The 14,474-nt window shown below is 51.7% G+C and carries 14 protein-coding genes and 1 pseudogene; 10 read left to right on the top strand and 5 right to left on the bottom strand.

Features of this window, described 5'->3' with window-relative positions:
- On the top strand, positions 1-306 hold a 306-nt coding region (locus TRICHSKD4_RS29335; protein ID WP_168157021.1), incomplete at its 5' end, for a tyrosine-type recombinase/integrase.
- Here the strand turns inward: TRICHSKD4_RS29335 and TRICHSKD4_RS13150 are convergent.
- On the bottom strand, positions 287-751 hold the full coding sequence (locus TRICHSKD4_RS13150) for a plasmid pRiA4b ORF-3 family protein (RefSeq protein ID WP_256377399.1): 465 nt from the start codon (positions 749-751) through the stop codon (positions 287-289). The genes TRICHSKD4_RS29335 and TRICHSKD4_RS13150 overlap by 20 nt on opposite strands.
- Entirely contained in the window at positions 732-902 is a 171-nt protein-coding gene (locus TRICHSKD4_RS32340; protein WP_371256778.1) for a hypothetical protein, read from the bottom strand. Before TRICHSKD4_RS32340 ends, TRICHSKD4_RS13150 begins: the two co-directional genes overlap by 20 nt.
- Positions 903-1,466: 564 nt before the next feature.
- Here TRICHSKD4_RS32340 and TRICHSKD4_RS13140 point away from each other — a divergent pair.
- Positions 1,467-2,816, top strand: coding sequence for an IS5 family transposase (locus TRICHSKD4_RS13140; protein WP_009465529.1), 1,350 nt, complete (start codon positions 1,467-1,469; stop codon positions 2,814-2,816).
- A gap of 61 nt (positions 2,817-2,877) precedes the next feature.
- On the opposite strand, the gene TRICHSKD4_RS13135 is transcribed toward TRICHSKD4_RS13140, so the two are convergent.
- Complete coding sequence (locus tag TRICHSKD4_RS13135) at positions 2,878-4,362, bottom strand: hypothetical protein (protein ID WP_139052105.1); 1,485 nt, start codon at positions 4,360-4,362, stop codon at positions 2,878-2,880.
- A 486-nt stretch (positions 4,363-4,848) separates the two neighbouring features.
- Positions 4,849-6,753 carry a hypothetical protein gene (locus TRICHSKD4_RS13130; protein ID WP_009759518.1) on the bottom strand — a complete coding sequence of 635 codons (1,905 nt, stop codon included), beginning with the start codon at positions 6,751-6,753 and terminating at the stop codon, positions 4,849-4,851.
- Positions 6,754-7,083: 330 nt separating this feature from the next.
- Here TRICHSKD4_RS13130 and TRICHSKD4_RS13125 point away from each other — a divergent pair.
- The 6 genes and pseudogenes from TRICHSKD4_RS13125 to TRICHSKD4_RS13100 form a co-directional block, all read left to right on the top strand.
- Positions 7,084-7,447 (top strand): annotated as a pseudogene (locus tag TRICHSKD4_RS13125) (transposase); the annotation flags it as partial.
- A gap of 372 nt (positions 7,448-7,819) precedes the next feature.
- The gene (locus tag TRICHSKD4_RS13120) at positions 7,820-8,971 is read left to right on the top strand and encodes an ABC transporter substrate-binding protein (RefSeq protein ID WP_009759514.1); all 1,152 of its coding nucleotides are present in this window, start codon (positions 7,820-7,822) and stop codon (positions 8,969-8,971) included.
- 61 nt (positions 8,972-9,032) lie between these two features.
- A complete protein-coding gene (locus tag TRICHSKD4_RS13115) occupies positions 9,033-10,106 on the top strand; it encodes an iron ABC transporter permease (RefSeq protein WP_040616821.1) in 1,074 nt (357 codons plus the stop codon).
- A complete protein-coding gene (locus tag TRICHSKD4_RS13110; protein WP_009759512.1) occupies positions 10,103-10,876 on the top strand; it encodes an ABC transporter ATP-binding protein in 774 nt (257 codons plus the stop codon). Before TRICHSKD4_RS13115 ends, TRICHSKD4_RS13110 begins: the two co-directional genes overlap by 4 nt.
- Positions 10,860-11,333 carry a pseudoazurin gene (locus TRICHSKD4_RS13105; protein ID WP_040616820.1) on the top strand — a complete coding sequence of 158 codons (474 nt, stop codon included), beginning with the start codon at positions 10,860-10,862 and terminating at the stop codon, positions 11,331-11,333. The genes TRICHSKD4_RS13110 and TRICHSKD4_RS13105 overlap by 17 nt, the downstream gene beginning before the upstream one ends.
- A gap of 282 nt (positions 11,334-11,615) precedes the next feature.
- The gene (locus TRICHSKD4_RS13100) at positions 11,616-13,538 is read left to right on the top strand and encodes a DUF4158 domain-containing protein (RefSeq protein WP_009759508.1); all 1,923 of its coding nucleotides are present in this window, start codon (positions 11,616-11,618) and stop codon (positions 13,536-13,538) included.
- 40 nt (positions 13,539-13,578) lie between these two features.
- Here the strand turns inward: TRICHSKD4_RS13100 and TRICHSKD4_RS32335 are convergent, their stop codons facing one another.
- On the bottom strand, positions 13,579-13,869 hold the full coding sequence (locus tag TRICHSKD4_RS32335) for a hypothetical protein (RefSeq protein WP_009759507.1): 291 nt from the start codon (positions 13,867-13,869) through the stop codon (positions 13,579-13,581).
- Here TRICHSKD4_RS32335 and TRICHSKD4_RS13095 point away from each other — a divergent pair.
- Positions 13,847-14,116, top strand: a complete 270-nt coding sequence (locus TRICHSKD4_RS13095) for a hypothetical protein (RefSeq protein ID WP_009465502.1) — start codon at positions 13,847-13,849, stop codon at positions 14,114-14,116. The genes TRICHSKD4_RS32335 and TRICHSKD4_RS13095 overlap by 23 nt on opposite strands.
- Positions 14,113-14,460, top strand: coding sequence for an IS66 family insertion sequence element accessory protein TnpB (gene tnpB, locus TRICHSKD4_RS13090; protein WP_009465831.1), 348 nt, complete (start codon positions 14,113-14,115; stop codon positions 14,458-14,460). The genes TRICHSKD4_RS13095 and tnpB overlap by 4 nt, the downstream gene beginning before the upstream one ends.
- Positions 14,461-14,474: the final 14 nt, after the last annotated feature.

The following is a 14,474-nucleotide window of genomic DNA, read 5'->3' as shown; positions in this document are numbered from 1 at the left end:
ATTACCAAGCGGGTCTACCCGCACCTGTTGCGCCACACAATGGCGACGAAGCTGCTCTGGCTGGGCATGGATATTACCGACGTCCAGCGGTTTCTCGGTCATGAAAACATCACCACGACGCGCCAGTACGCGGAAACAACCGCTGCGACTTTACAGCGCAAGTTCGATCAAGTCACAGCTCCTGCCGCACGATCTCTGCTCTCTGGCATCCAACATAACCATGGCGATGACGCGGCCCTGCTGGCTGCCGGTCTCCTGGCGCGTGACAGCGACCTTGCAAATCAGATCACATCTGCTGATGCATGAGGTCGAGATGTTCGCCCTGCCGCAGTCGCTTATTCACCTTCCGCCGCTCGAACGGCTTTCCCAATAGCGCCTTGCGATCCTCTATCCGGAAAAGCGTCTCGCGCAATGCTTCAGCACGGTCAGGATCTTTGAGGATTGCGAAAGACCGGGCGTCGCTGATCTCCTTGACGAATTCCAGCACCGTTGCGAAATCGTCATCCATCCCATAACCGAGAGCATAGTCCAACCGCGACAGCCAGACATCTGGCCCGCCGCTATCCTCCGGTGGGCAAGTGCCGCCGCCGCCGGTGCAGCAGGGATGGCGTGTTCGAGGTTTGGGCGAGAGACATTCTTCTAGCCGCACCTCATGCTCCCAGGGAATATTGAGATCGTATTCGTACAAAAACCGGCTACCCTTACGAAGCTTCAAAGCGCCGAGCTCGATATCAGCGGATTCGGCGGTCAATTCCCACGAACCGTAGCGGAACGTGTGAACGATAAATTGGTATAATAAATTGGTATAGATGAATGCCGTCCCAGCCCATTGCGACCTGAAGGACGCCGTGAAACTCGCGCAAGATCATGTTTGACGGCACCAGGACACGGCGCCACACCATGGGGCTCAGACCTTTCAGCCAGACCCGGAATTGCAGGATCGTACCCGCCTCGTCTTGCATCGACGGGTTATTGGCGGCGGGGAGACGTCTTTTGCCTGTCAAATTCAAAACTGAGGGTCTCGGTGGAAATCATCGCCAAGCCTATACCACATTCACCCAGCTTCCGCACCTGCCACACAATTCCTCATGCTTTCCTCATAGCGCGGAAAACTCAAGTCAAAAACGATCCGGTTTTCGGGGATCAGAGCACCGAATAGAAGAAAACACAAAGAGCCAAAGTCTGAACAGATTTGAAAGTTGCTTGTAGACCTTTTGCGATTGGCTCGCGGTGTTCTCTTGATCAGGAGGGCTAGAGTGGTGGTCCTTTCTGCAAAATGTTGCCACTCTAGCCCTCAGCATTAATTATAATTTTGTCTAGAAAATTATATGATCAATTTTTGGTGGTTATTTAGTTCGCGCTGAAAAACCCCTTAACTGATTGAAGAGTATGGATACCCATTGGGTTTTGGATGTGTGAATATGCCGGTTAGTTGATCCGAAGCACGCATTTTCTGGCATATTCTCATGAGACCTTCAAAACGCAACAAACGGTGTGGCGATCTGTTCAAGGAACGCCTGGCCGCAATCATCGATATGAACCATTCGTTGGTGCGGCTGTCTGGTCTGATGCCTTGGGATGAATTTGATGCGGAGTTCGGCAGGCATTATCGCCCCTTGGGACGACCGGCCAAACCAACGCGTCTGATGGCCGGGCTGCACTTTCTCAAGCACATGTACGATCTTTCCGATGAAGAGACGGTTGAGCGTTGGGTTGAAAACCCCTACTGGCAGTCTTTCTGCGGTTTTGAGTTTTTCCAGCACCAATTCCCCATTGATCCCTCAACCATGACCCGCTGGCGCAAACGGATTGGTCCTGAGGGAATGGAAAAGCTTCTTTCTGCTACGGTAGGTGTTGCGATTGAGAGCGGGACGATCAAGAAGAGCAGCCTTGAGCGGGTCTTGGTTGATACGACCGTTCAACCCAAAGCCATTGCCCATCCCACCGATAGCCGTCTTTATCACAAGGCCTTGCAGCTTCTGGTGCGCCAGGCCAAGAGGGCCGGCATCATCTTGCGTCGCAGCCATACCAGAGTTGCCAAAAAGGCGGCCTTGATGGCGGGCCGTTATGCCCATGCCAAACAGTTCAAGCGGATGCGCCGGGAACTCAAAAAGCTGAAGACCTATCTGGGCCGGGTCTATCGCGACATCTCCCGCAAGATCGCAGGCAACGAAGGTCTTGAGCACCGGTTCTCCCGTCTGCTGGGACTGGTGGAGCGGCTTCTGGCCCAGACCCCCAAGGACAAAAACAAGATTTATTCCATGCATGCGCCGGAAGTGGCCTGTATTGCCAAGGGCAAGGCGCGAACACCTTACGAGTTCGGGGCCAAGGTTGGCATTGCCACGACCAATCGGGAAGGATTGGTTCTTGCGGCGAGGGCTTTTGAGGGCAATCCCTATGATGGGCACACCTTGAATGACACCATCAGTCAGGCTGAGAAAGTCTGCGGCACCAAAGCTGAGCGTGTCTATGTGGACCGTGGCTATCGGGGGCATGATTATGAGGGCGACGCCAAGGTCATGATCTCCGGCCAGAAGCGCGGGCTGACGGCACAGATGAAGCGTGAGCTGAAACGACGATCAGCGATCGAGGCCACCATCGGCCACATGAAAACAGATGGACGACTTGACCGGAACTTCCTCAATGGCAAAAATGGCGATGCCATCAACGCCCTGCTGGCCGCAGCCGGTCATAACCTGCGTCTGATCCTCAATGCACTGATCATTTTGCTGCTCTGGATCACAAACCCCATCCCCAAACCGGTCAAATCGAATATTTGCGTATTGCTTCGGCCACGCGCAACATCAATGGCTTAGACGTTGTTCAGGGCGGACTATTTAATGAATCGTAGTGTTTGCGCCACGTGCGTGTTGGAAATTAGGTAGTTTCCGACTTGTCTTCTTTTTCTACGCTAATTTCTACTCGTTCAGCAGTGTTTTGGTTAATCTCATCGGTTGGAATTGGCGGTTTTTCATCTTTTTGCTTTTCTTTTTCTACTTTATTTTTAAGAGTAAAGATTGGGTATATCGTCTGTACCACATTAAAATCACGACCAGATGTTTTGCCTAAGCCATTGTTCTTTTTAAGCGATCCGATTTTGGTTTTTGGATAGAGTAAATTGTTCATTTCAGAAGTAGCTCTATTCAAAACGGTAATATCTCCGGCTTTGACCCTCTCCAAAGCTTGTGCCTTGATTGCAGATGGAAGCGCTGCGGCAAACACGAGATAGTCTGCATTGACTTGGTTTTCACTCTCAGTACCACTTGCGGAACCCGCTTGGGAATCTCCAGTTTGGCTGCTTTGCTCCTTTGTTTTCGCTTTGCTGTATTTGGCCTCAGCCGCGTCAGCTTTTATTATCTTGAATTTGTTTTTGTCCAAAATGCCAGCTTTGTGGCAGATTTCCAAAAACGCTTGCGCACGATCACACGCACCTTGATCGTAGTCGACAAGCACTATCTCGGCGCCGGACAAGAGATGGTACATAATTGCGCTCAAGGGGAAACCGGCCCCTACAAAAGCGATTGTTTTGTCCGTTAGGTCGGGAACTTTGTTGTCATCCGTAATCAGTCTCAGCTCATTCTCAGCCATAACCACGTAATTGGCCAAATAGGGAAAGCTGAATCGCTCATGTGGTGGTACGTCTTCGAGGTTTTCCTGCCGAGGAATTTCGTTTATTAGTCTTTCTAAGTGTGCAATCTTCTCTTGTGTGGACGCGTTTAACTTTAGTTTTGGAATCTCCCTGTTTTCATAGACAGAAAAGATGTAATTCAAAGATACTCTTTCCATCTGATGTTCGGAAAGATTTGAGATATCTTGGAGATCGGGTTCGATTTCAGACAGTAACCTCCGAATTTCTTTTTGTTCGGCTGAAGAATATTCTCTGTTGCACACATCAACCAGTTTTCCTAGTTGTTCATTCACCACTTCTGATGGTGCAAGTGCGTTGTCAGGATACGGTTCGTTTGGATTGGATTTTCTTCTTTCTTCCCAAGCATAATGTGCATCCAGTCTCGGCTTCATAATTCTATGAATTTCTTTTATTTCCCCGACTGCGTGTTCAACCTTCGCGGCATCGTACTTTGCTGGAACTGAGCCTGGCTTGTTTTGAACGCTATCAGATTGCCTAGTTGTCGGTTTTTTTGTTGCGGGTTGTTCAGCGCTACTCAATTCAGCCAGAAGGCTGGGCCTTTGAAGTGGTGTTGGCCTTTGTTGCGCGGCGCTTGAAGTCGGTTTTTGCGTTGCCGGTTTCTGGAAGCTACCTGGTGCTTTAGGGCGAACAAGGGCGGGTTTGTGCTGAGGGCTAGGGGCGCGCGAAGAGCTTGTTCCAGGTCTTGGAGTGCTTGGTGGTTTTGGTCTTAGCATAGATTCAATCTCCGTTTTTGCAGCACAAAAACGGCATAACCAGTACGGCAATTAAAGTGGTATTTTTTACTCAGGTTTAGATGAAAACATTTTTTTCAATTATTTAGAGAGATGGAAGCTGATTTCTGGAGTTGTGACGTAACACCAACCCCTATCCTCCTGCAGGCTGAACGGCGAGTGCAGAATCGATCTGGCCACCAACTGGCTTTTGTTGGTTCGTACCGGATGAGTGGCCATCTATTCATAGCAACAAATATATGTGCAGCCGCCCCAAGGTTTGCGTTTTGTGCGCAACGTATACCTTAGGAACGGCTGTCCCAGCGCGTGCGGCAACTAAGAATTAAATGGTTCAAAAGATCTAAAATCAGAAATTCATTGATACGTAAGCGCACGTTTGCAAAGGAAAATGCGGCTCAACGCAAATCAGCATAAAATGGCGTTATCGGCGCATTGATGATCTGGTTCGAATTTCTGAACTGCCCGTTGTTAGCTTTCAGATTGGGTAGCCATTTCAGCCGCGACACTGTGTCCAAATTTTGAGATTTGTTCTCTCAAAGCGTTTGTACCCTCTTCCGTGCCTCCTCGAGCCACATACTCGAGTGCCTCTTGAGGCGTCGCGTTCGGTATCTTTTTTCGGACGTACTCAACAATGGCATTCAAGATTTCAGCTCCTTTCCTCGTTATTGTTGAGCCGAAAATACCCAAGGCAATTCCAGTAATTGACGCTAAGTCCGCATCTCTCAAAAATCCGGAACCTGGTTCGCCAATTTCTTGCGAACTGTTTACCGAGTTCACGATCAAGGCGAGGCTCTGGTAGCCAACCCAGTTAGCGAGTGTCTCACTCATTGTGGTTTGATCGACGTCGGGATTTTTTACATCCTTGCTCAGGATAAGTGCCGTCACCAGAGAATTCGCGAACTCGCCCGGTGCATTTGTGAGATCGGACCAAATTTGGACACCGGCGTTGGCCAGCAGCAAAGAAACACCAAGCGAAAGGTATGCCATCTTAATCTGAAAATCGTTGTTATTTTGGTTCTCAGGTTGCTCTGCATTCAGTGCCAAATTAATCTTCTGGGCAGCCTTTTTTGCTTCGCTTTTGGCAGCGGCAATTCGACCCTTGAGAACTTTGCTGGCCCTTTTCTTCTCTTCTGGTGTGATGCCTGACCGGTCCAGTAAATTGGAGAGGATCGACAGCGTCTCTTCGATCATCTGTAACGTGTCTTCGAGGATTTTTTTGTCGTTATCGAGTTCCTCCTGTTCTGCTGGCGATTGATTTTCTTGGTTTGCGTCTAACCGCGAAGAAACTTCGCGCTCAGTGGGGAAACGATCACCCTTGAATACCAAGTTTAACAATTGACCGGCTTCATCCTTCAATTGCGTTGTAATCAACGTCGCCATTAGAATAAAAGACATAAAAAGCGAAAGCATAATCACATTGAATTCATCGCCCTCTCCAGTATCTGGATTGTATGACTTTGGTTCCAGGTTCAATAAATTTAGTGATCCAAAGACTATTGCTTTTACAACATCAAACAAATGCCGGTCCTTGATGACATTTAGCAACGTGTCGGTTCTGGCAGCAGGAGAATTGGCTGCACTCCACAACCGAGCGGCCGACAGAGGGGCCTTAGCTACCATGTTCATTATTGTTGGCCCTCGGAAAGAAGGTTTTTCTCCTATGAAGTTTTTTCCTTGATCGAATGCGTAAACAGATACAATCGGGATAAGTAAAACAGCGATAAGTATTCCCATTATTTTCTGAGGTGCTGTGTTTTTGTTGATCTTGAGGCTTTCAAGTTGAACTATTATTGAATCGATATGGCCAGAAAGAATATCTTTAAATTTGGATTGTCTTTTGGACAATTTTTGTAGTTTTGTTTTTCCTTCCTTTAACCTGTTTATCAGGTCCTCAAGAGTGATATTTTCCCCGTCCTCCAGTTCTCCAAGAACACCACTTAATTTTTCCAGAATTGCATAATCCGCTTGATATTGTCCCGCATTCTGAAAATCCTTAGGTAGTTCTTCTTTTAGAAGTCTAAACAAGTAATTTCCAACATTAGCCGATATACCGAGAATATTTTGTAATACGCTATTGCGCTCAGTAATCGAGGATTCGGTATTAGTGGACGCGCCTGCAACGGGATGCTGCTGCGACGGTTTTCGTACAACCGGCTGTTCTGATTGTTGGAGTTCAACAAGAAGGTTCGGTTTTTGAACTATTGCAGGCCTTTTAGGTATTGCACCCGTGCTTGGTTTTCGCAAAGCGACGGCAGGCTTTTGGGCGCCTCCTGGCGCCCTGGGGCGAATGATGGTGGGCTTTTGTTGAGGTCCCGCAGGTCTCGCGGTGCTTGTTCCTGGGCGAGGGGTGCTCGGTGGCTTTGGTCTCAGCATATCTAGTTCTCCTATTTGTTGAAGAACCGCACAGTTGGAGACCTGATTAAAGTGGTATTAAATACTCATATTTTAGAGTGGCCGATTGAAAATTATGGGTTTTTGGCGGTGCACCCAGTGATGTTCGCACCGCCATTGATCCAAAAAATGCTGCCAATCTTTCTGTCGCCGAGACCGGATAATTGATTTGGACGGGACTGAGCCATCGTCGGTGTATTCAACGGTTTTCGGATCCAGAGTTTTTTCCTCACCCGGATGGCGATGAATTCATAGGGTAATTGCAGGCATTGCCAAGTTGTTTGTGCAGCGGGACTTGGTTAGAGGTTGGGCATGCAGATCCCATCTTCCATGCCGCGCCTGAAGGGTTTTCGTTTTCCGCGTGAGGTCGTTGCTTATGCGGTTTGGGCCTACCATCGCTTTGCGCTGAGCACGGCGGATGTGGAAGATCTGTTGGCAGAGCGTGGGGTGATCGTCAGTCGCGAAGCCGTCCGCCTTTTGGTCAACCGATTTGGCTCGCATTTTGCCGCTTATATCCGCCGCGGACGGCCGCGCCCGAACCACGAATGGCACATGGACTAAGTTGTTCCCGATCAATGGCGTGAAACACTGGCTGTGGCGCGCGGTGGACGCCAATGGGGACACCCTCGACATCCAGGTACAGACACGCCGCAATCGCCTCTCCACCAAATCCTATCGTTATGCAAGGGCAGATGCGCTCAGCCTTTGGGCCGACTATGTCCGCAAGATGACCGCCTAACAGGCCTGGATCAGGCCGCATCGTTTCCAGATCAAGTTAACTGATGCCATACCAGCGAACAGCCCAGAGAACGACTTCGCCGCTGAAATGACGGCCTTTGAATGCACTCATGAAATCAACAACCTGCTCTGCAAAAGCTGCTTTCTACACCACAGAAAGAAATTAGCAACAGAGCCAGTGTGATTCAAAAGAACTTCATGAACCTGCAAGGTAAATTCAGCTCACGTTAGAAAACCTGAATTTTTGAGTCGACTTTTAATTTTCGTTCGGTTACTCAGACAGCGTAGTTCATTCCAAACGGAGACCGCCATGTTCTCGAAAACAAAAATGTGGGGCTTTCTTGGAGCAATTGCAGCCAGCGTACTCACACTTTCGCCAGCAACCGATGCACAAGCAGAAGCCTTGACGTTTACCGACATTGCAGGCCGCGAAGTCACACTTCCAGAATTGCCGAACAAGATCATTTTGGGTGAAGGCCGGATGATGTACGGGATTGCACCTTTGATAGAGGGCAACCCCTTTGAAAAGATCGTCGGCTGGAAAAGCGATCTTGTTCAATACGACCCGGATGCCTTCCGCAAGTATCAGGCCGTCTTCCCGGAAGACACCAAGCGTTTGATCGATTTCGGCAACCCGTACGCGGGTGAATTCAGCATTGAGGCCGTTCTAGAAGCGGAAACGGATTTGGTGCTTCTTGATGTCGGCAACCTTTTCAAGGCCGAAGAAACCGGACTGATTGAAAAGCTCGGCAATGCCGGCGTCGAGGTTGCGTTCATTGATTTCCGGCGCAACGCAACAGAAAACGCAGTGCCGTCGATGTTGATCCTGGGGCGTATCTTCGGTGAAGAAAAACGCGCCGCCGAATTCATCGACTTCTATATTGCGCAGATGCGCAAGGTGACCAACATCGTCGACACAATCCCCGCTGAAGATCGCCCGCTTGTCGTGGTTGAAAACGCCGCTGGCTGGCAAACCGATTTTTGCTGCTGGTCTTACGGCCCCTATAACTACGGGCGTTTCGTTGAACTTGCCGGCGGTCAAAACTACGGCTCAACGCTCGCAAACGCCTACAAGGTTGACGTGAGCCTGGAAGGAATTATCGAGGCTGACCCTGAGGTCGTCTTTGGAACAGGGGCTAATTGGAAAGAAGCCAGACCAGAGGTAACTGCGACCCTTTTGGGGTATGAGGGCGACCCGGAAGTCAACGGTGACAGGCTTGCAGCACTTGCTGCAAGACCTGGATTCTCTGATTTGCGGGCTGTCAAGGAAGGTCGTTTTCACTCGATCTATCACCAGTTCTATAATTCGCCCTACCACTTCGTGGCGGTTCAGGTGCTGGCAAAATGGCTTCACCCCGAAGATTTTGAAGACCTCGACCCTGAAGCAACCTTCAAGCAATTGCATGACAGGTTCTTGCCTTATGACGTCTCAGGTCAATTCTGGGTTTCCTTGAAAAATTAGGGTGCTATGCCTGAGGGGGCGCACCCACAAACAGTGCGACCTCCTTCATTTCGGATTTCACATGTCGGATGCAACATCGCCCGCCAGCGGGGCGTTGCTGTTGGTGCAGGCGTATAAACGCCGGTCTCTTCAGCGAGTAGCGCTGGTTATGCTTGCCCTCTTTGCGCTGAGCGTTTTGGTCGTGATCGACGTCACGACCGGCCCGGCGGACCTCACGATCTGGCGAACTGTGGAAGTAATTTTCGACCGTTCGATCGCAACGCCAAAAGAAGATGTTATCATCTGGCAACTTCGTCTGCCAGTCGCGCTATTGGCGGTCGCAGTTGGTGCAATGCTCGGTGTTGCAGGTGCCGAGATGCAAACAATCCTGAACAACCCGCTCGCGGACCCCTTCACGCTCGGCTTGAGTTCCGCTGCCGGTTTCGGCGCGGCTCTCGCGATTGTTCTAGGGTGGTCGGTAATTCCCGGTGTTGGTGGATTGTTTGTTTCTGTGAACGCCTTCGTCTTCGCTTTGCTGACGTCCAGTGCGCTTTTCCTTTTCACAAGGCTGCGAGGCGTGACACCGGAAGCCATGATCCTTGTCGGGATCGCAATGCTGTTCACATTCAATGCCCTTCTTGCTTTCCTGCAATATGGCGCTTCAGAGATCCAACTTGCCCAGTTGATCTTTTGGCAACTTGGGTCTCTGGCACGCGCGACATGGCCGAAGGTCGGCATTTGTTGCGTTGTCCTTTTGGTCTTGGTGCCATGGTTCATGCATCGTTCATGGGCTTTAACCGCGCTGCGTATGGGCGAAGATAAGGCCGCAGCCCTTGGTGTGAATGTCAGCCTGTTGCGGCTTGGCGTTCTGGCAGGTGTCTCGCTGCTTTCAGCAGTTGCCGTTTCGTTTGTCGGGGCTATCGCATTTGTCGGCCTGGTTGGGCCGCATATTGCCAGAATGATCGTCGGTGAAGATCAGCGTGGATTTCTGCCTCTCTCGGCACTTTGTGGGGCACTCATTCTGTCGGGAACTTCCATCGCTTCAAAAACCATCACACCCGGCATTGTCTATCCCATTGGAATGATCACGTCTTTGATCGGTATTCCCTTTTTCATTCTGCTCATTCTTGGCCAACGCAAGAGGCATTGGCAATGAGAGGACTGTGCGCCGAAGGCGTGAGCTTTTCATACGGCTCGCGTCAGATTTTCAATCAGATCGATGTCGGTCCCATTAGTCGCGGAGAACTAACGGTTCTGATCGGACCAAATGCGTCGGGTAAATCCACTCTATTTCGTTTGATCGCGGGTTTGTTGCAGAATTCAAGTGGCAAGGTCGTGCTTGAGGGGCAGAACCTTGCTGCACTCAGCCTCAAAGAAAGACTGAATCGCGTGTGTTTCATGCCCCAGTTTTTCACAGCGAATGCGGCATTGACGGTATTCGACGTCGTCATGATGGCTCACAAGCAATTGAAGGGATGGCGCGTAACCGAAGCCGACATGGTCGTTGTTGGCAACGTGCTCGAAACTGCCGGCATTGGACATCTTGCCGAAGCATATGTGAGCGAACTATCCGGTGGACAGTCGCAGATGGTTTCCGTTGCGCAAGCTCTGGTCCGATCATCTGACGTTTACCTCTTCGACGAGCCGACATCGGCCCTTGATCTTCGGCATCAGCTTGACGTTCTTGATCAAATACGGAGCGCGATTGTTGGTCGAAATGCAATTGGTGTGGTTGCGCTGCACGATCTCAACCTTGCCGCACGGTTTGCGGACCGCCTGATCCTTCTCGGCGACGGGCAGATCCGCGCTCAGGGGCACCCCATAGATGTGCTTTCAAAGCCCGAAATAGCGGAAACCTATGGTGTTTACCTCGAAACCGCAGCCGGGCCAAGAGACGAGATCGTTGTGCATGCTTACACGTCGTAACGTCTTGATTTCCATGTCTGCACTCGCCGGAGTGGGGTCGGCTTTGGCTTGTCCTGCACCTTCAACCGACGGCCAATCGCATGGTGTTTTGATGCTGAACGCCGCGTGCGGAGATCCCAAGACACCAAATGTTTTTGAGCCCACTATTCTGCGCATCAACATTGGTGATCGCGTGACCTTTTTGCCAACGCATGCAGGTCACAACTCAGCATCAAAACGCGGCATGATCCCGGAGGGAGCCACGCACTGGAACGGTGCAATCGATGAACCTCTTACGGTTGAGCTCACGGTTCCAGGAATCTATGGCCACATTTGTGTTCCGCACTATGAGTGGGGAATGGTGGGTTTAATAGTCGTCGGGAACGATCTTTCCAATCTGAAATCGATAAAAAAGATCCGACATCCGGGCGACGCGCGAAAGGTGTTTCGAAACCTTCTCAAGGAGGTTCTGCTCTAAGCCTCCCACTCAGAATTACTCAGCCGATCGAAAGCTTCTCACGACTTTTGGCAAGCTGAGCGATTGTTTCAGTTGCTCCATGAATAAGGGAGCATTTGGATAACTGTACCCGGCGATAGCCACATCTGCGACCAAATCAAAAATTTGCGACGGAACCCCCGTTTAAGGCCCAAGAGGCCCGAGCGTGCACATATGGGCGTTTTGAGGAACAAATAGTGATCATCTGAATTGTTGACCTCTTTATGGAAGTGGCGGAAATTGCGGTTTCTTTGGAGGGTTTTGGTGTTGGATTTCGAAGAAATTTCTGCGTGGAGCCTGTCCTTTTCGGACCTTGAGTTTGTTCATGGCTACCGGCATCAAACGCGGATTGGGGTTGCGGCTCAGCTGTTGTTCTTTCGGTGCCATGGCTACTTCCCATCCACACTGGCTGAGATTGCGCAGGACGCCATTGACTATGTTTGTGATCAGACCGGAGAACCGGTGGCGCTTGCAGGTACGTACAAGCTGACAGGCGACCTGGCCCGCCGCCACCGTCTGCAAATTCTTCGTTTCCTTGGTTTTCGGCGAGCCGACGACGGGGATAAGGACGGGCTTTTCAAGCATCTGTCAGCGATTGCCGGATCAGTTGGTTCGAATTCGACCGAGCTTGCAGAGAAGGGCTATGCATGGGCTCTACGCAACAAGGTTTTCATTCCCTCACGAGCGATCATGGAACGTTTGACGCGCTCGGCGCTGCACGCATTTTCCGAACGATTTCTCGGTGAGATTTGTGGCCATTTGCCGGTGGAAACGCGCCTTGCCTTGGAGGCAAGCCTGTCCGCTCCTCGCGGGGAGCACGGGTTTCTGCGGTTGAAGGAGGATGTTGGAGCAGCCGCGCTGGACAGTGTTCTTGATGCGACAAGTCGGCTTGAGTTTGTGCAGTCCCTGGATTTGCCGTTTGACCTGATGGCGTCGGTTCATCCTTCCTGGGTGAAAACACTGGTGCGCCGTGTAGAGGGTGAGACTGCGTTCGAGATGCGTTGGCATGACGAGACGAAACGACTTGGTCTGCTGGCCATATATATAATGTCGCGCCGGGCGCAGTTGCTGGACGGTCTGGTAGATTTGCTGATTGAATTGGTTCACCGGATTGCCGCTGATATTGAGAAGGTGCATGGTAAGGAGCGCCTTCTCGTGGATATTGCGACAGCGGCAATGGAGATGCCGGACGGCAAGGTGGCCGATGTCATTTATCCTGTTGCAGGAGGGGCCCGTCTCAAGGCGATTATCAATGAGCACCGGGCGAAAGGGACATTGGACACGCGTATCCAGACGGTCATGCGGGGGTCTTATGCCAATCACTACCGACGCATGCTGCCTCCGCTTTTGTCCGTTCTGGAGTTTCGATCAAACAACGAAACGTGGCGGCCGGTTCTGGATGCTCTTGCCCTGGTCAGGAGCCTTAATGAAGGTGGTCGGCGTTTTGCGGCGGCCGCGTTGGCACCGGAAGGATCTATCCCGTCCAAATGGCGGAAGACCGTGATTGACGAGCGCGGTCGCTTGAATGTCATCTCCTATGAGCTTTGTGTCTTGACGCAATTGCGGGAGCGGATCCGCGCCAAGGAAATCTGGGTCGCCGGGTCGAACCGGTATCGTAATCCGGATGAGGACCTTCCCCGCGATTTTGCGCAAGAGCGCGATGCCTATTATTCCGGCCTGAACCTGACCCGCGATGCCCATAGCTTTGTCCGATCGGTGGAGGACCAGCTGAAACAGGAACTTCTTCAGCTGAACGCAGCCCTGCCGTCCAATGAAAAGGTCCGTCTGCGTTGGCACGGGAAGAACAGGACCTGTATTACACCGTTTGATCCGCTGCCCGAACCGCAGGGGCTTGTGGCATTGAAAGCGGAGATCAACCGCCGCTGGCCGATGACGGGATTGCTCGACACCCTGAAGGAAACGGCGCTTGAGACTGGCTTTCTGGATGCTTTCGAAACCTCGGCCAGTCGTGAGGCTCTTGCCCGGAGCGTTCGTGACCGTCGGCTTTTGCTGTGTCTTTATGGTCTTGGCACGAATGCAGGTCTGAAGCGCGTTGCGGCTGGTGTTCCGGACATTTCCTATGACGAGCTGAAGCATATCGGTCGCCGCTATCTTGATGCGTCCTCCTTGCGGGCAGCCTGCGCCAGGGTTGGCAATACCCACGCTGGGGTATTGCCAACTTGTTGATTGAGCATTGGTTTGATAGATCGTTTGTATGTTTCCAAGTTCAGAATTCCCAGGCCTTAAGGGCTTTCGCTTTCCACGATCGATCATTTCCTATGCGGTCTGGGCCGTGAGCGTTCGGTATTCCCGCTCTGACGGGGAGCGCAGTGGGGTGATAATGTCCATTTTCGTTAATGGACATTGTGAGGCACATTTTGGGTACGAAGAAGGGCAGCAAGAAGCGGTTTTGGTCGGATGACGAGAAGCGGTCGATCTGTTTGCAGGCCAGAGTGCCGGGGGTTTCGGTTGCGCAGGTTGCGCGCCGCTCTGCGATGAATGCGAACCTGATCCACAACTGGCTGCGTGATGAGCGGTTTGCGCCAGAAGACAGCGATTGCGTCCTTGATGGAGCGGCGTTTCTACCAGTGGAGATAGAGGGCCCGCAGGCCGCACCAGGCCACCAGATCGCGGCGCTTGCCTCGGATATGCCGTTGTCGGCTCAGCGGGTTGATATCACGCTGTCGGACGGGCGGCGGGTATTGGTGGAAGGGACGACGGCGCTGCCGACGGTGCTGGCTTTGGTTGAAGGTCTAATGCCGTGATCCCCGTGCCGTCCAACGCGCGGGTTTGGCTGGCTGCCGGGGTGACGGACATGCGGCGCGGGTTCAACACTTTGGCGGCTCAGGCGGAGAAGGTTCTGGAGCTTGATCCCTATTCTGGACATCTGTTTGTGTTCCGGGGACGGCGCGGTGATCTGCTGAAGATCATCTGGTGGGATCGACAGGGCGCATGCCTGTTCAGCAAGCGCCTTGAGAAGGGCCGGTTTGTTTGGCCTGCTGCGAAGGACGGTAAGGTCAGCGTGACGCCCGCGCAATTGTCGATGTTGCTTGAAGGCATAGACTGGCGGATGCCGCAAAAAACATGGCGGCCCCTGAGCGTCGGATAGGCCAATATATTGGC

The organism is Roseibium sp. TrichSKD4 (assembly GCF_000148725.1).
GTDB lineage: Bacteria > Pseudomonadota > Alphaproteobacteria > Rhizobiales > Stappiaceae > Roseibium.
Note: the sequence above shows the minus strand (reverse complement) of the source record. Positions and strands in the feature narration are given on the sequence as shown.